26 protein-coding genes are annotated in these 22,540 nt (G+C 61.8%); 8 read left to right on the top strand and 18 right to left on the bottom strand.

Going from position 1 to position 22,540, the window contains the following annotated elements; translation table 11 throughout:
- Positions 1-453, bottom strand: a 453-nt coding sequence (locus VGI36_10850) for a hypothetical protein (GenBank protein ID HEY2485640.1), incomplete at its 3' end; no start/stop codon positions are given.
- A 111-nt stretch (positions 454-564) separates the two neighbouring features.
- Positions 565-1,170 carry a DsbA family protein gene (locus VGI36_10855; GenBank protein ID HEY2485641.1) on the bottom strand — a complete coding sequence of 202 codons (606 nt, stop codon included), beginning with the start codon at positions 1,168-1,170 and terminating at the stop codon, positions 565-567.
- 105 nt (positions 1,171-1,275) lie between these two features.
- Here VGI36_10855 and VGI36_10860 point away from each other — a divergent pair, with 105 nt between their 5' ends.
- Together VGI36_10860 and VGI36_10865 are read left to right on the top strand one after the other, a co-directional pair.
- Positions 1,276-1,806, top strand: a complete 531-nt coding sequence (locus VGI36_10860; protein ID HEY2485642.1) for an NUDIX hydrolase — start codon at positions 1,276-1,278, stop codon at positions 1,804-1,806.
- A gap of 22 nt (positions 1,807-1,828) precedes the next feature.
- On the top strand, positions 1,829-2,308 hold the full coding sequence (locus VGI36_10865) for a VOC family protein (GenBank protein ID HEY2485643.1): 480 nt from the start codon (positions 1,829-1,831) through the stop codon (positions 2,306-2,308).
- A 43-nt stretch (positions 2,309-2,351) separates the two neighbouring features.
- Here VGI36_10865 and VGI36_10870 read toward each other — a convergent pair whose 3' ends face one another.
- Together VGI36_10870 and VGI36_10875 are read right to left on the bottom strand one after the other, a co-directional pair.
- On the bottom strand, positions 2,352-2,918 hold the full coding sequence (locus tag VGI36_10870) for a hypothetical protein (GenBank protein ID HEY2485644.1): 567 nt from the start codon (positions 2,916-2,918) through the stop codon (positions 2,352-2,354).
- Positions 2,919-3,224: 306 nt separating this feature from the next.
- A complete protein-coding gene (locus tag VGI36_10875) occupies positions 3,225-3,431 on the bottom strand; it encodes a hypothetical protein (GenBank protein ID HEY2485645.1) in 207 nt (68 codons plus the stop codon).
- A 295-nt stretch (positions 3,432-3,726) separates the two neighbouring features.
- Here VGI36_10875 and VGI36_10880 point away from each other — a divergent pair, with 295 nt between their 5' ends.
- The 3 genes from VGI36_10880 (at position 3,727) to VGI36_10890 (ending at position 6,719) form a co-directional block, all read left to right on the top strand.
- The gene (locus VGI36_10880; protein HEY2485646.1) at positions 3,727-5,490 is read left to right on the top strand and encodes a gamma-glutamyltransferase family protein; all 1,764 of its coding nucleotides are present in this window, start codon (positions 3,727-3,729) and stop codon (positions 5,488-5,490) included.
- Between the two features lie 205 nt (positions 5,491-5,695).
- Positions 5,696-6,049: a glycine zipper domain-containing protein gene (locus VGI36_10885; protein HEY2485647.1), complete on the top strand. Its 354-nt coding sequence runs from the start codon at positions 5,696-5,698 to the stop codon at positions 6,047-6,049.
- A gap of 328 nt (positions 6,050-6,377) precedes the next feature.
- Positions 6,378-6,719: a glycine zipper domain-containing protein gene (locus VGI36_10890; GenBank protein ID HEY2485648.1), complete on the top strand. Its 342-nt coding sequence runs from the start codon at positions 6,378-6,380 to the stop codon at positions 6,717-6,719.
- Between the two features lie 28 nt (positions 6,720-6,747).
- On the opposite strand, the gene VGI36_10895 is transcribed toward VGI36_10890, so the two are convergent.
- A complete protein-coding gene (locus tag VGI36_10895; protein HEY2485649.1) occupies positions 6,748-7,533 on the bottom strand; it encodes a methylated-DNA--[protein]-cysteine S-methyltransferase in 786 nt (261 codons plus the stop codon).
- A gap of 5 nt (positions 7,534-7,538) precedes the next feature.
- Entirely contained in the window at positions 7,539-8,003 is a 465-nt protein-coding gene (locus tag VGI36_10900; GenBank protein HEY2485650.1) for an RNA polymerase sigma factor, read from the bottom strand.
- 138 nt (positions 8,004-8,141) lie between these two features.
- Between VGI36_10900 and VGI36_10905 the strand changes: the two genes are divergently transcribed.
- Positions 8,142-8,837: an NnrU family protein gene (locus tag VGI36_10905; protein ID HEY2485651.1), complete on the top strand. Its 696-nt coding sequence runs from the start codon at positions 8,142-8,144 to the stop codon at positions 8,835-8,837.
- A gap of 267 nt (positions 8,838-9,104) precedes the next feature.
- On the opposite strand, the gene VGI36_10910 is transcribed toward VGI36_10905, so the two are convergent.
- The 7 genes from VGI36_10910 to VGI36_10940 all read right to left on the bottom strand — a co-directional run bounded on the left by VGI36_10910 (position 9,105) and on the right by VGI36_10940 (position 15,511).
- On the bottom strand, positions 9,105-9,890 hold the full coding sequence (locus VGI36_10910; GenBank protein HEY2485652.1) for a TatD family hydrolase: 786 nt from the start codon (positions 9,888-9,890) through the stop codon (positions 9,105-9,107).
- Positions 9,887-11,425, bottom strand: a complete 1,539-nt coding sequence (gene metG / locus VGI36_10915; protein ID HEY2485653.1) for a methionine--tRNA ligase — start codon at positions 11,423-11,425, stop codon at positions 9,887-9,889. Before metG ends, VGI36_10910 begins: the two co-directional genes overlap by 4 nt.
- A gap of 198 nt (positions 11,426-11,623) precedes the next feature.
- Positions 11,624-12,490 (bottom strand): regulatory iron-sulfur-containing complex subunit RicT, encoded by an 867-nt coding sequence (gene ricT, locus VGI36_10920; GenBank protein ID HEY2485654.1) that lies wholly within the window; start codon positions 12,488-12,490, stop codon positions 11,624-11,626.
- The gene (locus VGI36_10925) at positions 12,491-13,558 is read right to left on the bottom strand and encodes a hypothetical protein (GenBank protein HEY2485655.1); all 1,068 of its coding nucleotides are present in this window, start codon (positions 13,556-13,558) and stop codon (positions 12,491-12,493) included. It lies immediately after the preceding gene.
- Positions 13,549-14,196: a dTMP kinase gene (tmk, locus tag VGI36_10930; protein HEY2485656.1), complete on the bottom strand. Its 648-nt coding sequence runs from the start codon at positions 14,194-14,196 to the stop codon at positions 13,549-13,551. The genes VGI36_10925 and tmk overlap by 10 nt, the downstream gene beginning before the upstream one ends.
- Positions 14,196-15,029 (bottom strand): A24 family peptidase, encoded by an 834-nt coding sequence (locus VGI36_10935; GenBank protein ID HEY2485657.1) that lies wholly within the window; start codon positions 15,027-15,029, stop codon positions 14,196-14,198. The genes tmk and VGI36_10935 overlap by 1 nt, the downstream gene beginning before the upstream one ends.
- 11 nt (positions 15,030-15,040) lie before the next feature.
- Positions 15,041-15,511: a secondary thiamine-phosphate synthase enzyme YjbQ gene (locus VGI36_10940; protein ID HEY2485658.1), complete on the bottom strand. Its 471-nt coding sequence runs from the start codon at positions 15,509-15,511 to the stop codon at positions 15,041-15,043.
- Between the two features lie 500 nt (positions 15,512-16,011).
- On the opposite strand from VGI36_10940, the gene VGI36_10945 reads away from it, so the two are divergent.
- Positions 16,012-16,623, top strand: coding sequence for a crosslink repair DNA glycosylase YcaQ family protein (locus tag VGI36_10945; GenBank protein ID HEY2485659.1), 612 nt, complete (start codon positions 16,012-16,014; stop codon positions 16,621-16,623).
- Positions 16,596-17,102, top strand: a complete 507-nt coding sequence (locus VGI36_10950; protein HEY2485660.1) for a crosslink repair DNA glycosylase YcaQ family protein — start codon at positions 16,596-16,598, stop codon at positions 17,100-17,102. The genes VGI36_10945 and VGI36_10950 overlap by 28 nt, the downstream gene beginning before the upstream one ends.
- Before the next feature lie 127 nt (positions 17,103-17,229).
- Here the strand turns inward: VGI36_10950 and VGI36_10955 are convergent, their stop codons facing one another.
- From VGI36_10955 to VGI36_10975, 5 genes are all read right to left on the bottom strand, one after another.
- A complete protein-coding gene (locus VGI36_10955; GenBank protein HEY2485661.1) occupies positions 17,230-18,198 on the bottom strand; it encodes a dienelactone hydrolase family protein in 969 nt (322 codons plus the stop codon).
- A 91-nt stretch (positions 18,199-18,289) separates the two neighbouring features.
- A complete protein-coding gene (locus VGI36_10960) occupies positions 18,290-19,255 on the bottom strand; it encodes a CAP domain-containing protein (GenBank protein ID HEY2485662.1) in 966 nt (321 codons plus the stop codon).
- A gap of 91 nt (positions 19,256-19,346) precedes the next feature.
- Positions 19,347-20,690, bottom strand: coding sequence for a DUF1329 domain-containing protein (locus VGI36_10965; GenBank protein ID HEY2485663.1), 1,344 nt, complete (start codon positions 20,688-20,690; stop codon positions 19,347-19,349).
- A 337-nt stretch (positions 20,691-21,027) separates the two neighbouring features.
- On the bottom strand, positions 21,028-21,222 hold the full coding sequence (locus tag VGI36_10970; GenBank protein HEY2485664.1) for a hypothetical protein: 195 nt from the start codon (positions 21,220-21,222) through the stop codon (positions 21,028-21,030).
- Positions 21,219-22,433: a M20/M25/M40 family metallo-hydrolase gene (locus tag VGI36_10975; protein HEY2485665.1), complete on the bottom strand. Its 1,215-nt coding sequence runs from the start codon at positions 22,431-22,433 to the stop codon at positions 21,219-21,221. Before VGI36_10975 ends, VGI36_10970 begins: the two co-directional genes overlap by 4 nt.
- Between the last annotated feature and the right edge of the window lie 107 nt (positions 22,434-22,540).

Raw genomic sequence — 22,540 nt, forward strand, 5'->3', positions numbered from 1 at the left:
GGTGAGAAAGGTGCAGAGCTGACACATGGCGCGCTCGAGATCGTCGGGCAGGGGCTTCAGCTCCGACCACGGGATATCGCGTGCGGAACTCCATTGCCGCGCGACCGCTTCTTCATACAGTTCGGCCGCGTTGTCGGCCCACACCTCTGCCTTCTCGTTTAGCGTAAATCCGAGCGATGGCAAGCCCTCCGGAATCACCGCGCCCCGCGGGGCCATCGAGCGATGCTCGCCCCCGTGATCCGGGATCTCGCCATAAGTACCGATTTGGATGTCCTTAAGGCGCAGTCCGAGATTGCCCGGCTTGGCGCGCACCCCCCACTCGGCCATGTTGTCCATCCAGCCAAGGTCGGGAGTTCCGGTCTGGTAGAGTTTCTGGAGGTAGACGGAAGGCTGCAACTTTACCTTGGCTTGGGAGCCGATTCGTTCTTCATCCTTTATGTGTACGGACCCCATAGGAGCCTCCTGAGGGATTGCGCTCTTGCGCGGATTTTCTTATTGACCAAACTATCAAAACGATTTTGAGACTTCAAACCAGCGGACCCGTGGTGGGCTGCATGCTTGGAGCTATGCCTGCGGCTCGGTGTGGCGCTGGCGGATGAAGCGGCTGATTACCTGGCGCATGGTCGCGATCGGCTGGATGCCAATCAGCGGATAGTCGCCGAAGATGAAGGTCGGATAGCCAAGCGCTGAGAATTCGTCGGCTTCGCGGCGGTACTCTTCGATCCGCGGCGCCATCTGGTGAGTTTGGAGCGCGGCGCGAAACCGCGCGGGATCGAGACCGCTGTTGCTCGCGACGGATTCAAGGACCTGTAAGTCGGCGATGTCGATGCCTTCTTCGAAGGCGACGTGAAAAATCGTGTCGTGATATTCGCGAAACAGGCCCGCATCGCGCGCGACTTCTGCACCCTCCAGTGCCGCGCTCGAATCTATCCATCGCCTGGGAGGTGCCACGGGAATGCCGGTCTCCGCCGAGACCATCAACACTTTCTGGCGCTCGAGCTCGCCGAGCGCGCGGCCGGCCCGGGCACGATGATCGCGAAGCGCGATTGGAACTCCCTTCCACAGGGCCTGAAAGCCGAGTTCGGGTTCCAGCTCGCCCACGATTCGCCATGCGACGTAGCACAGGGTCGAGGCGTAGTCGAAATAGATGGGGATCGTGATCGCTGGCATAGACGGTGCCCGCACGGCGGGCGAGGGCAAATACTGGCCGGTTTCCGGTGCGGGTGCAATTCGGAGCGCCTTGCGCCGCCGCGGCAAGCGCGGGAAGCTCTGGCCATGGATTTCCGCCGCCGTCCGGTCCTGAAGCTTGGAGTAGTGGACCTCGGGATCGAGACTGCATCATTGCCGAATGGAATCGCCGTCGATCTCGCGGTGATTCGGCATCCCGGTGCGTCCGCGATAGTCGCCTTGGATCGCGATGGGACCATCGCGCTGCTGAGCCAATGGCGGCATGCGATCGGAACCTGGTTGCGCGAAATTCCCGCCGGATGCCGCGCTGCCGGCGAGGACTATCTGGCGTGTGCGCGGCGCGAGCTGGGCGAGGAAGCGGGCCTTGCCGCGGCGCGCTGGGATCATCTGGGGGCAATTGTCACCATCCCGAGTTTCTGTGACGAACGGATTGAGTTGTTTCTGGCGCGCGATCTCTCTGCGGGCGTGGGCGCTCTGGATCACGACGAAGTGATTCGGGTTGCGCGTGTCCCCCTGGTGGAGGCATTCGAAAGGATCGGTCGCGGTGAGATTGTCGATGCCAAGACCATCGTCGCGCTGTATCGCGCACGCGATTTCCTATCGCGCGATTCGGCGTGAAGGAGCTGGCCGGAGAGAGACCATGGAGCCGCTAGAAATTATCGGCCTCGAACACGTCGATTTGACAGTTAACGATCTCAAGCGGTCCGCTGGCTTCTACGACAAGGTGTTAGGGGCGCTCGGGTTCCGGCGACTTGAGGAGGATGATGCGGGCGAGCACGACTTCCGGTGGGGCAATGCGCACCTGACCATCGCAATTCGCGCGGCCGCGGCGGACCAGGTCGGGGCGGAGCACAACCGCTATCGGGTGGGGTTCCATCATCTCGCGCTCAAGACTCGCACTCGCCAGCAAGTCGATCAGTTTCATCGCTTCCTGCGCAGCGAGCGCATCACGGTGCTTGATGGACCTGCGGAGTATCCGCAATACGGCAAGGGCTACTATGCAGTCTTCTTCGCGGATCCGGACGGCCTCAAGCTCGAGGTGGTGCACTTTCCGTGGGGATATTGGCGCAGGGTGCAGGCGGACGGCCATGATGAACGGCCGCGGTACGCCCCGAGGTAGAGGTGTCCGCGGCCGCTTTCAATCGCTAGGTCACGACGATTGGTCAGTCAACTTTTTCAGTGTGGGCCTTGTCGTGCGGAACCGTCACGTTCAAATCAACCGTGGTAGGGTTTGAACTGCTGCCAGCATCGGGGTTGCCGCAAGTGACGCTGATCGTGTAGATGCGCGGTTCGGTCTTGTCCCCGGCGCATCGTTCGCTGCGTACCTGCACGGTGGCTCCGATGTTTTGCGGATCCATTGAATTGATGGGGTTGCTGCTGAAAATCCAATCGGGCCCTTGCTTGCTGGTCGGTTGACCGCATCCCTTACCGCCCGCATCATCATCGGCCGCCTGATTGTCGGTTATCGAGTTGATGGTCAAGGTTTCCTGGTCGCCATCGTTGTCACCCTGCGTGGCGCCCGCCGCGCTATTGTCGATATAAGTGACCGAAATCGCTCTCATCTGGTGGTCCGGCGGCCAAAGTTGAATCGGGGAATAGACCACCTTTCCCTCACCGCACGGCACCGACGCGGTACCGCCTTCGAGCTTGTTTGCGGCGGATGCCGGCCGCGCAAGCGCAAATGCCACCATTGCGAAAATGGCGACAGCTGCCCATTTAACTAGACGCATTCTTTCTCTCCTCGTCCCGTTCGGGACGCATTTGAATAAGAGAAGCATAAGGGCAAATAACCAAGTGCGATAGAAAAATTTTGCGGTGTGCATGCTAAGCGAGTCCAAAGATGAATTCTAATCTCTTAGAGAGTCAGAACGACCCAAAATCATGAAAAATGTGCGAGCGGCGAGGCGCTCTGACCAAAGAGGGCGGCAGAAAACGTGGCAGCGTCAGAGGCAGACACACGAACTCGCATCGAATTCGTGGTGATTCGAGAGAAGGACCCCCCGGTCACCGAGGGTGCGGGGAGTCGGAGGGCAGCCTCAATTTTCGACGACTACTTCGTCCGGGAACAGAAAGGTGGTCGCACCATCGTCAAACTGCACGAGCAACATGTGTCTTTCCAGATTGTTGATCTCGCGCAGAACTTTCGGCTTTTCACCGAACCGCGTACGGCCCTCATGGTCGCGTACGGGTCGCAGCAGCCGGCAATGCCGCCCCACCACCGCCTCCGCATTACTAATCGCCATCACCATTTCCCAACCCTTCGAGCCGGGACCCTCGCCGGCTCGTTGCCTCCACCGATTTAAGTGTAGCAAACACTGGTCCTAATATTTAGATGGTTGAAGTCACTAAGGTATTCATTATGTAGCGCTACCTTGCCGTCTGACGCGGCAGCCCACCGCGGAGGCGGAGATGCGAATTGAGGCGGCAGTTGCAAAAGAGAAGCGCAATTAGCGAAGGCCCGCGGTGAATTTGCACCGCCGTACAAAATTTCTAATCTTTTCTGCACTCTGCAAAAATCGGGCGCTCAGGGAGGTAAAAATGGGAACCGTATATCCGCTGGTGATGGGACGGGAGGCGATCGTTTCGACCCAGCACTATCTGTCGGCGTCGGCCGGAGCGCGTATCTTTGCGCGCGGGGGAAACGCGATCGACGCCGCGGTCGCTGCGACACTGGTAGAAGGAATCGTGAATCCCCACATGCACACCATCGGTGGTGAGGCACCAATGCTCATCTACTCCGCGGAGGCAGGACGGGTTGTGGCGATTAACGGCAACATGATCGCACCCGCGCGCGCCACGATCGCGGAGTATCGTGCGCGCGGAATCGATCTGATCCCCGCGCACGGACTGATCGCGGCAGGCGTGCCAGCGGCGCTCGATGCGCTGGTCACGGCGCTCGCGGAATTCGGCACCAAGTCGTTCGCCGAGGTTGCCGAGCCTGCACTGGCACTGGCGGAAGATGGCTTCCCGATGCACGTGGGACTGGCCGGCCAGGAGCTCGGGGGCGAAGGAGATGCGGGAGCCGGCGCGTCGATTCGCACCTTCGCGGAGATTTTTCGCACGCGCTACCCATCGACCGCGCGGATCTACCTGCCGAACGACCAGGTTCCACGCCCGGGCGACATCATTCGGAATCCGGCGCTGGCAAGATTTTTCAGGCGGCTGCTCGACGCGGAGGCGCAGGTGCGATCGCGCGACCGCAAAGCTGCCTTGACGGCGGTGCGCGACCGCTTCTACAGCGGTGACATCGCGCGTGAGGTCGTCGCGTGGTCGGAGGCGCACGGCGGTCTGCTGGCGGAGTCCGACCTTGCGCGATTTAGGACCAGTATCGAGAAACCGGTGGCGGCAGACTATCGGGGGGTCACGGTTTTCAAGTGCGGCCCATGGTCGCAGGGCCCGGTGTTCCTGCAGCAGCTTCGAATCCTCGAGGGTTTCGATTTGGGCGGAATGAAACACAACTCCACTGACTACATCCACACGGTGGTGGAATCGGCGAAGCTGGCGTTCGCAGACCGCGAGGCCTACTACGCGGATCCCGAATTCACGGATGTGCCGATCGAGGCGCTGCTGTCTCGGCGCTACGCGGAGATGCGCCGGGCGCTGATCGACCGGCGGCAAGCGTCGACGGAACAGCGCCCCGGCGACCCATCGGCCATGCGAGCACTGCGCGCGAACGGCGCGGGCGAGGCACGACCATGGGGGACCGGTACGGTTCATGTCACCGCGTGCGATCGACGCGGCAACCTGATTGCGGTGACTGCCAGCGGCGCCTGGATCCCGACCTCGCCGGTGGTCGACGAGCTGGGTTTTCCGCTGGGCACCCGGATGCAGACCTTTTATCTGGATGAACAGCACCCCAATTCGCTGAGGCCAGGGAAGCGTCCACGCACCACCCTGTCACCATCGATGGCGATGCGCGGTGCCGAGCCAGACCTTGCGTTCGGGACGCCGGGGGGAGATCAGCAGGATCAGTGGACCCTGCAGTTTTTTCTGAACCTGGTAGATTTCGGAATGAATCTTCAGGAGGCGATCGAAGCGCCCAAGTTCTCGAGCGCGCATTTTCCATCAACGTTTTATCCACATAACGCGATGCCCGCCGTCGTCCGCGTGGAGGATCGAATCGATGGTGAGGTGCGGTCAGAGCTATCGGCACGCGGGCACAAAGTCGCGGTGCGCCCGGGGTGGTCTGAGGGGCGCGTGCTCGCGGTTTCGCTCGATCGAGCGCGCGGATTGCTACAAGGCGGCTGCGATCCGCGCGGTCAGGCGCAACCGGTGATGGCGGCGCAGGTGATTGGGTGGTAAGGATGCAGGAGACGGCGCGCCGTAACCAAAGTAGATGCGCGACATGAAAATCAGGGGTAAAATTCAGGCACAAAACCAGAACGAAACTAGTTGATTGCTGGGTGGAAATGGTAGAAAACTCGGGCGAAACGCCGGAAGGGCCTGAATCGATCACCTGAAGACGATTGGCACGAACTTCGGCGCAGAACATCGGGAGAGAAATACCGTGAATCGACGCGTAGGGCAGACAATTTGTGTGATCATGGCTGCGATTGCGCTGCTGGTCGTAGCCGGATGCTCAGGCGAGCCGCTTTCGACTCGTGAAAAGGGCACCCTTATCGGTGGCGGCGTCGGTGCCGCAACCGGCGCCATCATCGGTGCTGCCGTGGGCGCTCCGGGGGCGGGCGCGGCTATCGGCGGCGCGATCGGCGGCGTAGGTGGGTTCGCGGTCGGCAACGCGATGCAGAACAACGAGAACCAGCAGAAGCAGACGAATTCTCAGATTTCGTCTCAGCAGCAACAGATTGAGCGACAGCAGCAGGAGATCAATTCGCTCAAACAGCAGAACGAAACCGAGTAGTCGATCGAGGCTCTGCGCGGAAGAAAGCGCGCCCAGTTGGCAGATCGGCGCCGACCCGCGCAGTTCCAGGTAGAGGGGTGCTCCGGTGAGGCTTTCCGACGAGGAGGAAACCACCCGTTGAGCCGCGCCAGACCGAGTATGGCCGTATACCGATTGTGCGGCGATGAAAAATCTACAGCCGGAATGCGTAGATCAGACGAAGGTTGAAAAGCCTCAAGCAAACAGAGCAGCAAAAAAGGGAACTTTAGCAGCTCAGACAATCTAAAGAGACCGGATCGGCGAAACCGCGGGGTGTCTTCGTCGTATTCTATCGATGAGGAGGACGCTCATGCGTATCAGATTCGCGATCATTGGCGGATTAGCTGCGGCAATCTTCGCCGCAGGATGTACAGGGCAACCGCTTTCCACACGTGAAGAGGGCACTCTAGGAGGTGCAGGCCTCGGCGCTGGCGCGGGCGCCATTATTGGCGCCGCGGTTGGCCATCCAGGTGCGGGCGCCGCGATCGGCGGCGCAATGGGCGGAGTAACCGGTTACGCGGTCGGGAACTCGATGCAAAACCAGGAAACCGCCAATCAGCAGACCCAAGGTCAGGTCCAGCAGCAGCAACAGGAAATCGAGCAGCAGCGCATGCAGATTCAGCAGCTTCGCCAGCAGAACGAGACTGAATAGCGGACGGAGCGCCTTCCGAACGGTGCGCTCATGCGGGGTGGCAGATTTTGCAGGGCCGCAGGCCCGCGTCATGCGCATGCGCAGCATCCGCGAAAATCAACTGGTTGGCCTGCCCGGCGCGCTTTGCAGACGAACACTGGGGCCGGCAGAAGATCCTGCTCTTCTGATGTCCCAGAACCGCCCGTGCCGGAAGCTTGAGATCGCTTCTAACCACAAACCCCTCGGTTCGGAGCAGGACTATCTTGCGTTTCACGCCGCCGCCGTAGTTGCCGATTCTGCCGTCGGACTTGATCACCCGGTGACACGGCACAAAGATCGGAATCGGATTTGACGCCATGGTGTTGCCGATGGCGCGCTGCGCGTCGGGGTGGCCAAGCGCCGCCGCGAGCCCCTGGTAGCTGATGACCGCGCCGGGGGGGACCGAGCGCAGGCGAGTGAGCGCGCGGCGCTGAAAGTCGCTGTCGACCAGACTCAGGTCGACCGGCAGCCCCAGTACGCTGAGGTCGCCGGCGAAATAGCGGTCGATATAATGGCGCAGCGCCGCCGTCGATGGTGCGTTTTCGATCAGGTCGAATCTGCGCCGCAGCAGATCCAGCGAGCGGGCCGCCTCGCGGATCGCCAGGAAGTGAACGCTGACTAGCCCGTGCGGCCCCTCCGCGATGAACAGTTTTCCGATCGGAGAGGGCGCGATTGCCACCCGGGCCTGGGGCCGGCGGATCAGTTTCATGGCGCGATAGAGTTCCGGCTGCGCTCGCCGCACCAGCGCATCGACGGTTCGATCGTCGATTTCGGTTCGATTGGTCGAGAAGTTCATCGTGGTCACCGTAGCATTTTCAATTTCTTGAGCGCCTGGTAAACGCTGGCGCGCGCGCTTTGCGGTGAGCAATCGAGCGCGGTCGCGATTTCGTGATACTCAAATCCGGCAAACTTGCGCATCAGGAACGCGCGGCCCTGCTTGCCCGGCAAGGACCGCAGCGCGCGTTTGAGGGTGATCGCGTCTTCCGGCGAATCGTAGGTCGCGGCCGCGGAGAGCTCGGCCGCGGCGACCGGATCGCGTCCGTCGCCGGCGATTACCCGGGCGCGACGTGCCCGGTCGCGTGCCCGGTTGCGACACAGATTGGCCGCGATGCTGAAAACCCACGGCCGCAGACCGTCCTCGTTTTTAAGCCGTGTGTATGCGCGGTACGCCCGCAGCCAGGTTTCCTGGAATAGATCGAGGCTATCCTCACGATCGCCCGTCGAGCGCATCAGGAAACGCATCAAGTCGCGTTCGAGGGTTTTCATCGCCTCCTCGAACGGGGGTGGCAGGTTCAGCCGCGGTGACGCCATCTAAACCTATAGAACCCCGCCGAAGCTTCGCTGTGAAGTCGCGGAGGTTGCCTCGGCAGAGGCGCGGAGCGAAGATTCTCGCGAGGACCTGCCATGGATCCAGTCGCGTCGATCAGCTTGTGGGCGATCTTGTTTGTCGGGACTCATCTCATTATCTCATCGACCTCGATCCGACCCGGATTGATAGCGCGGGTGGGAGAGCAACCCTACCGCGGCATCTACTCGCTCATTAGCTTCGCCACCCTCATTCCGCTGATCGTCGTGTTCGCGGGTCACAAACACAGTGGTCCGATGCTGTGGTATGCGCGCGGCGACGGGCCGATGCGCTGGCTCACGTGGGCGTTGATGCTGCTCGCGTTCATCATGCTGGTCTCGGGATTGGTGACACCCAGCCCGGCCAGTATCGGCGCCCCCGCGCCCGGCGCGCCAGCGCCGCGCGGACTGCTGAAAGTGTCCCGCCATCCCTCATTTGTTGCGTTCGCGCTGTTCGGCTTCGCGCACATGCTCATGAACGGATGGGTTGGCGACCTGATTTTCTTCGGGACTTTCCCGCTGCTGGGAATTGTCGGCGGAAAGGCCCAGGACGCGCGCAAGCTGCGTGAAATCGGCGAGAGCTACCGCAAATTTATGGACCAGACGTCCTTCTTCCCGGGTCTGGCGCTGATTAGCGGTCGGCTGAAATGGGTTCCAGCCGATGTGCCGTGGGCAGGGATCCTGGTTGGCATAGCACTGGCCATCGTGACCATCGTGGTGCATCCATGGTTGTTCGGCGGCCTGCCCTTGGGGTGAGTGACAACCACGCGCGGTTTGGGTCCGCTGCAATTGCTTCTGAGGGTTTCACTTTCGCCCACGCAGCCAAACGGTCTGGCAACTGAGCCGAGGGGCGCTGTGCTGTGGTGCGGGACTCCTCAGCTGCTCCCAGCACCAGAATGACACCAAGTTGCTTAGGCTACCGCCGATGCCCTCTGTCACGCTTGCTTCGACCACCCGCTCGCGCGGGAGCCCCGAGAACCGAGCCTCCACCGTGCTTGAGTCGACGCAAAGCGTTTTTGCGCTTCAAGCGGCGATTCGGAAAACGCGCGTGGCGTTTTCGGCTATCGCAGCGGCCAACCCATCAAAATCGGCGCGGCGCACCTCCGCGAGGACTTCCAAGGTGCGGCGGACCAGCGCGGGCTCGTTGCGCCGGCCGCGGTGCGGTTCGGGTGCGAGGTAGGGTGAATCAGTCTCGACCAGCACTCGCTCGTCGGGGACGATTCGTGCCGCTTCTCGCAGTGCGCCCGCATTCTTGAAGGTCAGGATTCCCGAGAAGGAGATGAGAAATCCGAGCTCGAGAAATGCCTCGGCGGCTTTAGCATCACCGGTGAAGCAGTGGATAACACCCCCCGCTGCCGGCAGTCCTTCTTCACGCACTATCGCCGCCAGGCGTGCTTCCGCATCGCGGCAATGGATAACGATTGGCTTGTCCAACTCGGCCGCGAGCTTCAGATGTTTGCGCAACGAGTGCTCCTGCTCTTCGACTGGTGAGTGCAGGTAGTGGAAATCCAGTCCGCTTTCGCCGATGGCGACCACTTTCTGCGATCGGGCAAGAGCGCGCAATTGGACGATTCGATCGGTGGTGCAGTTTCTGGCGTCGTGCGGGTGGACCCCGATGGCCGCGAAAATGTGCGGATAATGTTCGGCGATTTCCAGCGTTCGCCGATCGGTCTCGATCGTTCCGATCGCCCCCACCGCGACAATTTTTGCTACCCCGGCTTCCCCCGCCCGCGCAAGAACCTCGTCGAGTTCGGCGTCGAGCCGCGAGTCAGCTAGGTGGCAGTGCGTATCGACCAGCGGTGTAATCACGCGCGCGGCTTTTCGATTCTGGGAAAGAGCTGCACCGGGGCGTTTACCCGGTGGCCGGGCTTAAAGCCCCGTCCGTAGGGCGCGCGTGCGGTGACGTCGTCGGCGGCCAGCAGTTCGAGGAGTCGGCCGGAAGTGATCGGCATGAACGGCTCCAGGACATCGGCGACGACCCGCAGGCCCTCGATCAGGGTAGCGATTATCTCCGCGACCCGCGGCAGCTGGGAGGGCTCTTTGGCGAGTGTGAACGGTGAGGTCGCAACAATGTACTTGTTGGCAGCGTCGAGCGCCTGCCAGACGACCTCGAGGGCGCGATTGAACCCAAGCTCGTCAGTAAGGGCACCGACTTTTTCCGGGAGCGACGCGAACACCTCGGCCAGCGCGCGATCCTCGCCGCTCGCGCCGACCGCAGCCTTGATCTCGCCACCGAAATAGCGCTGCGCCATCGAGAGTACCCGGCTGGTTAGGTTGCCGAGGTCGTTCGCCAGCTCCGCGTTGTAGCGCTCGATCAGCCGCTCGTCGGAGAAATCCACGTCCAGGCCATAGGCGGTTTCGCGCAAGACGAAATAGCGAAGCACGTCGGGGCCGTAGCTCTTTTCATATTCCAGGGGGTCGACAACGTTCCCGGAGCTTTTGGAGAAGCGTTCGCCCCCATAGTTCATCCACCCGTGCACGTTGAGATGCCGATAAAGCGGCAGCCCCAGGGCCCACAGCATCGCCGGCCAGTAGATGGCGTGAGTCTTCAAAATGTCCTTGCCGATGAAGTGCTCGGTAACTGGGAGAATTGCCCGCAAACCTGCGTCGCTGGTGTCCGGAAGTTCGCTCAAATACGCCCAGAACGCGTCGTACCAGACATAGGTGACGTACTTGTTATCGAAGGGCAGTTCGATTCCCCACTCGAGCCTGGTCTTTGGCCGCGAGATGCAGAGATCGTCGAGCGGCTCGTCGAGCATCCGCAAGGCCTCGTTGCGGTAGCGATCGGGCCGGATGAAGTCGGGATTTTTCTCGATGTGCTCGCGCAGCCGCGCACGATGCTTCTCCAGCTTCAGGAAGTAGTTGGCTTCCTTGAGGAATTCGACGGGAGTCTTGTGGTCTGGACAGATCCGGCCGTCGATCAGTTCCTTCTCGGTGTAGAAGCGTTCGCACCCGACGCAGTACAGGCCTTCGTACTCCTTGAAGACGATGTCGCCGGCGGCGTAGGTCCCCGCAAGCATCCGCTGCACGAACTGCTCGTGGACCGGATCGGTCGTGCGCACAAAGAAGTCGTAGCTGATGTGCAGTCCGGCGTGAGTCGCGCGGAACAGTGCGCTGATCTTGTCGGCGAAGGCTTTGGGCGACAGGCCGGCGGCGATGGCAGCATCGCGATTTTTCTGGCCATGCTCGTCGGTGCCGGTGACGAACGTCACGCGCTCGCGCCCGAGCTTGCGACGCTGGTGCCGGACAAACGCGTCGGTGGCTAGAAACTCCAGCGCATGGCCCACGTGGGCCGGACCATTGCTATAGGTGATCGCGGTAGTGATGTGGATGCGGTCGGCCATCGATCGGCAAAGGATAGCGCGCTCGTTCGCGGGACGCGACTCGCCGCGTCGCCCAACACGAAGCGGTGTGGGTCAAATCTGCAGGCGGGGGCGCCTGGCGGCACCCGCAGCAAAGGGTCCCTAGCTGGAAAGATCACCAGCACCCCGTGCTGGAGGCCGCGCGCACTTAAAGGAGCCGGATAACCGTCCCTTGGACCATCATTGCGGCGGTCGTCGATCGGAAGTGCGTGAATCGACCAAGTCTTCCAGCGTCACCTCGACGACCCCGGCGTCGTTATCAAGCTGGATCGCAACGGTCTGCTTCAGAATGTTCTGTCGAATGACCTTGCCGTCGCCTTTCACCGACTGTATGCGTTTACCCTGATTGGGGAGGGCGCGTTTCAATTCGACGTAGGTCGCGTACTCGTACTTGAGGCAACACTTGAGCCGTCCGCACATGCCGGCCAGGCGCGAAGGATTCAGCGCCAGACCCTGCTCGCGCGCCATCTTGACCGTCACCGCATCGAAGTCGCGCAGCCACGACGAACAACACAGTTCGCGTCCGCACGGCCCCACCCCTCCCGTGACCTTGGTCTCGTCGCGCGCACCGATCTGTTTCATGTCGACTCGAATCCGCAAGGTGTTGGCAAGATCGCGCACCAGCTCGCGGAAGTCGATTCTGCCCTCCGCGATGAAATAAAAGGTCACCTTGCGCGCGTCGAGCGCGTATTCGGCGGTAACTAGCTTCATCTGCAGGTGGCGTTCGTGGATGCGCTGGACGCACAGCCGGCGCGCACGCTCTTCCTGCAGCAGGTTGTTTTCCTCGATATCGCGATCGGTGATAGTGGCAAGGCGTCGAATCTGCTTCAGCGAAGAGAGATCCAGAGTGTGGGCGGGCTCGTGAGGCTCTACGATGATGGTGCCGATGCGTTCGCCGCTGTCCGCATCGACCAGCACGCGGTCGCCGCGACGCAGTGCCAGCTCACCGGCCAGGTAGTTGTGGAGGTGACCGGTGGTCTGAAAGGCGACCGCAACTATCTTGGGAAGCTGAATTCCGCCTTCGAAGGGATCGACTTGACCGCCCACTTATTCGCCCCGCAGCGCCTGTGCCGCATTCATCCAGTATTGCTCGGCCTGCAATCGCGGATTCGCCATGGCCTCCACCGCGACGCACGCCCTGGCCGCGCCCTCCAGGCAGCTCAGAATCCCATCAAGCCGCAGCATAGCCGCGAGCTCCGCGACTCCTTTCGGATGGGCACCGGTATCGGCGCCCAGCAGCTTGGAGCATAGCACTTCCTCGAGCAGCCGCGCGATGAGCTCGAAGTTTTCCGCCGCCTCATCACGATTGCGGAAATGCTGCTGCGCGAGCTGCTGAGCGGATACGAAATCGAAATTGCGCGCGTGCAAGAGAGCGTCGAGTAAATCATCGAGTGCTGACCCTTCCGACTCCGCAAGGGCCAGAGCGCGCGCCGCGCTGCCCCGCGCCCGGCGCGCTGCCGCCGCGCGGCGCCCAGCGTCGAGAATTCCGCGCTCCGCGAGAATCGCCTCAAGGTCGGCGGTGGAAAGAGGGGTAAACCTCACCGGACGCGCGCGCGAGCGAACCGTGTCGAGCAGCACGCGTTCGGCCGAGGCAATCAAGAAGATGATGGCGTGACCAGGCGGCTCCTCGAGGGTTTTAAGGAGGGCGTTCTGCGCCGGGATGTTCAAGGTTTCCGCATCGTCGATAATCGCGACGCGCACCGGGGAATGTGTGGGCTTGAGTCCGAGCTCGGCGATCAACCCACGGACCTGTTCAATCAGGACGTCGGTACGATTGGCGGCCCGGCCGATGCGGGTGAAATCCGGATGCACGGCCGCGGCGACCTGCACGCAGGCCGCGCAGCAATCGCATCGCGGTGGCTCCGCGCCAGCACCCCGCCTGCGCCCCCCCGCCGCCGGCGGCGCCGCGCGCACCGGGCAGCGTTCGACTCTGCAACAGAAGTCTTCACCCGCGCGCCGCTCGCACAGAAGCGCGTGTGCCAGCGCCGCGGCGACCAGCGCCTTGCCGATGCCGCGGGGGCCGGAGAACAGGTAGGCGTGGGATGGCCTTCGCTTCAGCTCGGCAAGGAGGCGCCGGGCGGTCTCGCGCTGGGCGCGCAAACCGTCTAGAGGCATCGACGCTTGAGTACGCTGGTGACCGCATTCAGGATGTCCTGGTGGACGACCTCTAGCGGCCGCGTCGCGTCGATCACCAGGACACGATCCGGCTCGGCGCGCGCGATGGCGAGGAATCCTTCCCGCACGCGGCGATGAAATTCGAGGGCTTCTCCTTCGAATCGGTCAGGCGCGCGGGTTGCTCCCTTGACCCGCGCACGCGTGCGCTCGAGACCGGTCTCGATTGGCAGGTCGAGCACCAGCGTCACATCGGGTTTGATCGCGTCGCTGGCCAGACGATTCAGATCGCCGAGCAGCTTGAGATCAAAGCCGCGGGCGTAACCCTGGTAGGCTATGGTTGAGTCGGAGTAACGGTCTGAAATAACAATCTCACCCGCGGCAAGACGCGGACGCAGCTTTTCGCGCACGTGCTGGGCGCGATCGGCGAGCACCAGCAGCAGTTCCGCAGCGACATCGAGCGATACCGCGGGATCGAGAAATATCGATCGAATCGCCTCACCCGCGCGGGTGCCGCCAGGTTCATGCGTGACGGTCACGGGGCGGTGCTCGCGGCGCAGGGCGTGGGCGAGGCCCGCCGCTTGGGTGGTCTTGCCGGAACCCTCGACACCCTCGAGAGTGATGAAAAGACCGGTCGCCATTACCCGCCAAGATACCAGCGCATCACTTGCGGCTGAAACAGCGCGTAGCATCCGGCGGCAAGCGAAAGGAACGGTCCAAACGGAACTTCGGTCCGCAAAATCGAAACATCGGTTTCCGGCAGATCGGCCACTGGGTCGGCCAGTGGCGCCCGTGCTCCGCGTCCGCCGCTGAGAACCATCGCGAGTCCGCCGATGATGCCCAGCAACGAACCAAAGAAAAGAGTGAATACGACGCCCGGCCATCCCAGGAACGCGCCCGTCATCGCCAGGAGCCAGACATCTCCCATCCCCACGCCCTCACGGCCGCGCACCAGCTCGTAGAAATAGCCGACCACGAACAGGAAACCGGCACCGAGGGCGATTCCCACAAGGGAACTTTGCCAGCCGATTTCTTCAGGCATCAGCAGCGAGGCCGCGGCCAGGCCCACGATAGTCCCCGGAAGGGTGATCGCGTTGGGCACGATCCGCCAGTCGTAATCGATGAGGGCGACCGCGAAGAGTGCGGAACAAAGAACGAAACGCGCTATCGCGCTGCCGAGCGGAAACTCGAGGTAGAGGAACAGGGCGGTGACCGCGAGCCCCGCCTCGGTAAGGAAGTTGCTAAAGGGTATCGGTGCACCACACATGATGCATCGCCCGCGCAGACCGATGTAGGCGAGGATTGGCAGATTGCTCCACACCGGCAGAGAGCGTTGGCAGCTCTCACAGAACGAGCGAGGCGCGACGATCGACATTTCGCGCGGGAGACGATACGCGACCACGGTCACGAAGCTACCCGTGACCGCGCCCACGAGGGACGCGAGAGCACCCCCTACTCCCGCCGGCAGATCCATACCCTCCTCGCTCAGCCCTCAGCTCTGATCACGCTGACGACCACCGTCCGCTCGCGGGGACCGTCCCACTCGGCGAGCATCAGCCCCTTCCACCTGCCGAGCCAGAGCCTGGCGCCCGCGACTGGGATGTTTATCGAGGTACTCAGCATCGCGCTCAGAATATGCGCTTGCGAGTTGCCTTCGCCATGGCGAAACCCGCCGTTGCGAGGAACCAGCCGCTCAAGGTGGTTCAACATGTCGGTGGTGACATCGGGGTCCCAATTTTCCGACACGATCACCGCGCAGGTGGTGTGGGGTACGAATAAATTACACAGACCTTGCGCGATGCGGGTGTCTGCCACGGCTTGGTTCACCGCGTCGGTGATGTCGACAAATGCGGCCCGCGCGGACGTCGCGATCTTCAACTCGACCATCGCACCAAGTTTACGACCAGTCTCCGCTCGCTTCCATCCGGGGCTCCTCCGTTCATACGGTTTCGTCAACGCCCGACTCACAGGTGCGTCGTAGGAGCCCATATTCATCAAGGGAGAACCCGCCGCAGACGGCGTTCACAAAAGATAGGCGGTCCGAGGGATGCCTTCAGACCCAGGGTTGAATCTCGCGGTGACCGGGCATATCCAGTCCCGTGACGTCCTGAATTTAAACGAAAACTGCGCGCAGGCCTTGTGATGAGAAATCACCTGTCCTCGGCCAGGAGGGCCGATTTCGGGCGTTGTATTAGGTCGGCCGAGAGGAGTTCAACCTGCTCCAGCTGGTTCGGCAGTTACGCGCGGCGGGCCTGAGCCGCCTCGAGAGCGGGTCGGCCGGTTTCAGAGATCTGCAGTTCGTCCGAGCGGTCCTCGCCTGAGATGGCAGCCGCCACCTGGCACCGCAGGCTTTCTTTTTCCGCCTGATCACATTGAAAATCGGCCAGGTCCGCACCGCTCAAGGGGCTCGGCGATGATTAAACCGCCTGTGCCACAAATCGGACTGGGCGCGCGTGATGGCATTTCGCACGCGCCGACACCATCTGCACCGACGCACCCCCAAGAAAACGATGCTCGAGGTGGTGGCCTCCATCTGCGGATTACAGGCGCAGCTAATGTCCTCGGTACAACTGGCGATGTGGGCGCGAATCGAGGGCCTCACGCTGGCCGACGTCCGCGATGCCTTGTGGAAGCATCGACGCCTGGTCAAAACCTGGGCTATGCGCGGCACGCTTCATGTTCTGCACGCCGATGACTATCTACGCTGGCAAAGGCCGCTTGGCGCTTATGCCCATCACACGAAGCCGGGATGGCTTCAGCGTTGCGGACTCACACCCGAGGAACTCGATGAGGCCGTGAGTGCAATCGGCCGCGCATTGGGACGCCGGCTTCTCACCCGTGAGCAGCTAGCCAACGAGGTCACGCGAGTCGTAGGAACCTCCGCGCTTGGGGACATCCTGCGACAGGGTTGGGGTTTTATGCTAAAGCCGGCGGCGTTTCATGGGAAGCTCTGCTTCGCGCCCAGCATCGGCGTAAACGTGCGCTTCGCGCGACCCGATGTGTGGCTGCGGCGGGCACCACGACCGGACTCGCACGAGGGATGGATCGACCTGACCCGCCGGTTCTAGCGGCGTATGGTCCCGCCACCCGAGTCGATTATTCGCGCTGGAGTGGAGCGCCGCTCGCGCACGCGGACGCGATGTTACGATCGTTGGGACCTGATGTCAGCGAAATCAGCCTTGCGGGAGCGCAGGCGTGGGTTCTGAGCGAAGACGTCAAGGAACTTGTGGCAGCGGAGCGATCCCAATCGGTGCGGCTTCTTCCGGCATTTGATCAGTACGTGATCGCCGCGTCCCCGCATGTGCAGAACCTCCTTTCCGCCGGACATCGCGAAGACATCTTTCGACCGCAAGGCTGGATTTCCCCGGTGCTGCTGGTCGACGGGCGGATTGACGGGGTCTGGTCGTACCAAAGAAACGGGCCGCGGCTTGTGGTACGGATAGGGCCGTTCGTCAGACTGACACGCCGGGTACAGAGCGCAGTGGAGGTCGAGGCCGAGCGGCTCGCGAAATTTTTCGATGCCGAGCTCGAGCTAAAACAGGACTGAACCTTCGCCGTCGGACGAACCGGGCGTTGCGGGTCCCGGCACATGCGGTGCGATCAAGCGGGCGCTCGCCCGCCCCCACCACGCTTATGGAGCGTCGGTTCATTGCCCGGCCGAAAACACTGGAGCTCTACTCCCCGGTGAGAGCTTTGAGTTGCTCCTTGAGATCCTTTCGAGCCTGTTCGGCCACATCCGGGTTTCCCTGGGCATGCACCCCTCTGCGTTCGCATCCGGTGACTTCCCGAGGGTCGACGAGGTCGAAGACGCTCTTCAGCCTTACGGTGCAGTCCGCGAAATTATGCGTCCAGGGACTGTATTGGGGATGCGTGCTGAGGGTCGTGCCCCCAGGATGGAGAGCAGTTCGATCGGCCAATGGATAATTGGTATCGGGCGGTATCGTGTCGAATCCGGCTTCGGCGTCGGGATAGATCGTCACCTGCAGGTCTGCGCCACCCGCTTTAAGGGATTTCGCCAAGTCCACACACCGACTTGCGGGCTCCATGTCATCCTTTTCACCCGCGAAGATTCGTGCCGGTGCATAAAGTCTAGGCGGCGCTCCGGTAAATTCCAGGTTGCAATACGGAGAGAATGCGAAGAATGCTCGGAAGGACCGGCCATCCTTCGTGGCAAAGGCGTCCCGTGCTTCCACGGTGTCGGCGAGAACGGTCGCGGTGGCCACGCCATTTACGAAGCCGAGCAGGGCGACTCTCCTGTGGTCAATCCGTGAGTCGCGCGTGAGAAACTCCAATCCCGCGTAAGCATCGCCGACCATCTGTTTCGTGGTCAGTGAGTTGAGATCGTCACACACTCCGGGTGCCAGCCCACGTATCGCAAAGCTATCGATGGCGAGGATCGCATAGCCCCAAGCTGGCAGCGCGGACTGCTCCCAGGAGGGCGGAATACCCACCGGGCCTTCGCAGATGCGTGGCCGCAGATCCACCACGGCCGGAAAAGGACCGCTCCCGGGCGGAATGCACAACCCGACGGGCAGGTGGTCCGTGTGATCGGAGGTTTGAAGCTCAACCTCGGAGCATGCGTTCTCCGCCGCGTTTGCGGACATCACCGCAAGCGAAGTCGACAGGATCAATACGACGGACATTGGCAGTCTTCGCACGGCGCGGATGGCGGCCCGGAACTCGAAATGAGGTGACGGGGATGTATCACTTGAAACCCTAGACATGTTTTCCGCGCTATCGGACTGAAAACGACCATCGATACTCTTTGCGGTCGGTTGACACCGAGACCGAGTACGAGTTGCCGGCGCGCAGCGGCAGTCGTGGAATCAGGACAATGGCGCCGAAGGTCCTCAGAACCTGGCGTCCGATCAACGTCTGGCTGTCGTTCAGACCGACATAGGTGCCTGGGATGAAGATGCAGTGTTCCAGCGGTTTTTGGTTGGTGGTAATCGAATGACGCAATACGTTTTGGTCCTCGGCGGAAGGGCCGAGTTCGAGCGTTATCGGTAATCCGACCGGGAGCCCGAGACCCGGACAGCTGGTAAAAAGGTCAGGCCATCCGCCGCCTTCGAACGCGACCAGCCCGATATCCGACCCGGCGGGCGGGAACATTATCGGATACTTCGAAGAATTTTCCGCGGGCCGTTGGGCCTGCCGATAGTCTTCCGCATTACCCATCAGGGCTTCTTCGGGTGGCGGCGGGGTCCGCACTTGCAGAACGATGCTGGTGAAACCCTTTTCGCTGTAAACCCCGAGGCCGACCTTGTGAAGCTCGGGATCGAGTACCGGCAGACGCTGAAAAGGGTCGGTCATCCAGTCGTCGATGACCTGCCGGATCCGAGTCTCCGGGTCGGTCGGCTGCTCCGCTCCAGTGCGCAGGGCGATATCGCTGAGCGATGCGGCCGCTGCGCCGGACGGAGTTGACCACGCCGTAGCGCGATTTTCTGAGTAGATATCTACCTGCTCTGGCGGTTCGACCTCGAACCTTTTCACGAGATAGCGCGCGTGATTCGTATCGCCCGCGCTGATCGCCGGAACTTCTTCCACCGATTCCAGTCCCGCCATCATTCGGTACTGGTTAATTTGAGTTAGCCATGCTCTCGAATTCACGTTGGCATCGGCGGTTGGCGCCGCCGATGTGCCAGCGACCAGGGTCAAAAAGATGGCGAGCGTACCGACGTACGTGGTTGCGAGGGACATGGCTGGGGTTGCGCGACATCTCGACATTGGCTTGCGGGTTCGGGTCTGACGCGACGCGTGTCGCGAGGGTCGGCACACCGGGCCCGAATTTCTAGTAACTGGTCACCACCGCCTTGTGTGGATCGAGAAACGCCTTGGTAACTATTCCCATGTTCACGTACCAGCATTCCCGATCTTCACTCTGCTGTCCGGGCATGTAGATCACCGACGAGTAACCGTTCTGGAGGTTTTCGTCGACCAGCGCGACCTGGAACATGCGCTTGAAAGGATAGATCGCCGTTTTGGCATCGGGAATCGGTCGATCGCGGTATGTGTTGAAAGTAGCGATTGTCTTCCACAGCTTGCCGTCCGGATCGTATTGGTCGGACCCGGTGATGAACCATCCTTCGGAATCGATATACAGTACACGTTTCGGAATAGTCACTCCGCTGCTGCCAATCTTCTGGTGCCAGCTGAGCGCTTTGGCATTCGCTTCGACTATATAGAGCTGGCGCATTTCCCAGGCCTCGGGACACACGGTGCGATGGTTGTCGAATTCGCACGCTTTGGCGGGAACATTTTCCGCGTGTACTGAGGCGAGCATCGGTTTGATGCCGAGGAGCTTGTAGTCGTAGGTTTCGATCTTTGCCGAGAAACCGAAATACGAGTCCGGGTCGAGGTTGTTGACATAGGTCGGATAGTCGCCTTCCACGTGCGGGGCGATGGCGTCGGAAAGTTCCTCGGCACGAACGCGGCGCGCGCGGCCGAGGTGGATGTACCAGACATTGTCGTCGACCGTCGGATCGATATTGCGCTGGCGGATAATGCCGGCGCCGTGGAGTTCTTGTGGCTCAAGAAATGGATAGGCGCCAAAGCGGTAACGGATGCCGGGACCGGTCGCTTCGGGATCGGTTGGCACGGGCGGCACCTCGGTGCGTCCGACGTTGTTGTAGAAGGCAAAGTGTTCGATGGTGAAGTGCTCGAGGATTCCACCGACGGTTTTGCCCGGCGTGTTGGTGGAAACTTCGACATCGCGAACGTCGGCATCGTCGGTGTATTGCGGGCGGAAGCTGAAATTCCACATCACCTTGGTCGCGACCTGAGGATCGTTGGGGTCGAGCAAAGGGAAGGGAAGACCGGCGACATAGTTGGACAATTCCCCGCGCTCATTAAGCTTGACCTGTGCGGAATATTTTTCGGTTGCGGCCTTGTAGGGTGGTGGCCATTCGAGGCGATCGGTCGAAACGATTTTCATCTGCATGCCCTGTTTGACCAGCGCGAAGTTGCCGGGGCTGACCAGATCGGCAACCACCGCGGCGTTGTCGGGCGAAATGAGGTCGCCGGGCTTGACGGACGCGCCACAAAGCGGAACCGCTACCAGCAGCGCCAGCGCTCCGACCAGACCACCAGCAAGACGCCTCGTAACGAAATCTAAATCGCGCGAGTGGGACTCCATAACCGATTTCTCCAAGCTTGCTCCGAGGGGCGTTTGGGGGCGGCCCGGCGGCTGCCGGTTCCAGGGCTCACGAGGATTCATCGGGCGCCGTCGCGAGCCAGGCACGATTGCGTAAATCATGAAGTCTATTGTATGGCGACATTAGACAAAAACTTTCCTTATCGCAAGTGCACTCGGCTGCTTTTGCAGTGCGCAGCGGCGTAGCCCGATTTGCACCCAACGGGGCTGGGAACAAAAGCGCGTCGCCGCCGGAGGCGGAACCTTCGCCGCCAGAGCCGTACCGTGGGTGGCGCCCGCGCGATCACTTTTTTTGCGAAAAATCGCAAGCAGAAGGGCACTAGGGTTGCGCGCACAGGATGGCGGTCAGGTCGTAGGTCGCCTTGATGCCGCGGTTCAGGTTTTCCACCGACAGGCGTTCATCAACCCCGTGGACCCGTTCGCGCTCGCGCACATCGAGGATTATCGGAACGAACCCGTACGCGGGGACACCCTTTTCGCGCAGGAAGCGCGAATCGGTGCCGCCGGTGCTCATCCACGGCACCACGAACGCCTTGGGAAAATCTTCGGCGACCACTTTCTGAATCGCGTCCACGCCTCGCCACTAGCCGGCGAGATGGGTCCGGAGTCGGGTTTCTGGATGAAATCGATGGTAATCCGCTTGTCTGCGAGCAGGGTTTTCGTCCGCGGCAGAAATTCGTCCGCATCGGTGCCAGGCAGCAGACGGCAGTCGAGCCCGGCCTCGGCGGTCGACGGGATCACGTTGACCTTGAGACTGCCAGACAACATGGTCGGGGCGATGGTGTCGCGCAACAGAGCCTGCAGGTAGTCGGGTTTGAGAGGACCACGCATTGCGATGCTGAGCATGGACTGCGAATCCAGGTGGCTGAGTTCGACCTTGACTGGAAAGGGTTCGTGGGTTGCGATCGTCGCCAGCGCCTGTGCCATGATCGGAGTCAGGCGCGGGTCCGGTTGCGTCGCCAGCAGTCGCGCGAGCGCGTCGATCAGGATGAGGGTAGGGTTGTCCGCGGTCGGAACCGAACCGTGACCGGAGCGGCCATGGGCAATCAGGTGGAGCCAGGACACGCGCTTTTCTGCCACCGTCACCTGGAAAATGTTTGCCCGACCTCCGAACGGGTCCGGAGTTGCCACCCCGCCCTCGTTGACCGCGAACGCAGGATCGAACGCGTCCCAATGATTCGCCGCCATCCACTCGGCGCCGTTCGCACCGCCCGCCTCTTCGTCCGGATTCACCATCATCACGACCCCCCGCCGCAGCGGTACATGATTGCGATGCAGGGTGAGCATCGTCATCAACGCCATGATGCCGTGCGCCTTGTTATCGATCGCGCCGCGGCCCCACACGTAGCCATCTGTGAGGTCGCCCGAGAAGGGTTGGTGCGACCAATCCTTGGCGACCACCGGGACTACATCGACGTGAGACAGGAGCAGGAAAGGTTTCTTATCGGGAGCGCCCGGGAGGCGCGCCACGAGGCTGACCGCGCCGGGCTTGCTCTCGAAGGTCGCGTTCTCGATCCCTTCCTTGTCGAGGATACTTTTGAGGTAAGCGATTGCTTGCGCGGTGTTGTCGGGCGGATTGCTGGTGTCGAAACGGAGGTAACTCTGGAAGTAGGGGAGTGCCTCCTGGTTGATAGCGTTAAAGTCAGGAGAAGCGGCCCGGGCGGGTGGTCCCCAGGCCATCAGGAGAATACTAAATCCTAGAGCAAGGAAGATTCGTCGCTTCATCCCGACCACCGCGGAATCTTTAAACAGGTCCTGGTTTCCCCCGCCCGGCGCGGGGCGCGTCATTGCCTGTGTGGCTCGGCAGTCCTCGTCGCGCGGGGAGCGAATTA

This window comes from Candidatus Binataceae bacterium, from assembly GCA_036495685.1.
Lineage (GTDB): Bacteria > Desulfobacterota > Binatia > Binatales > Binataceae > JAFAHS01.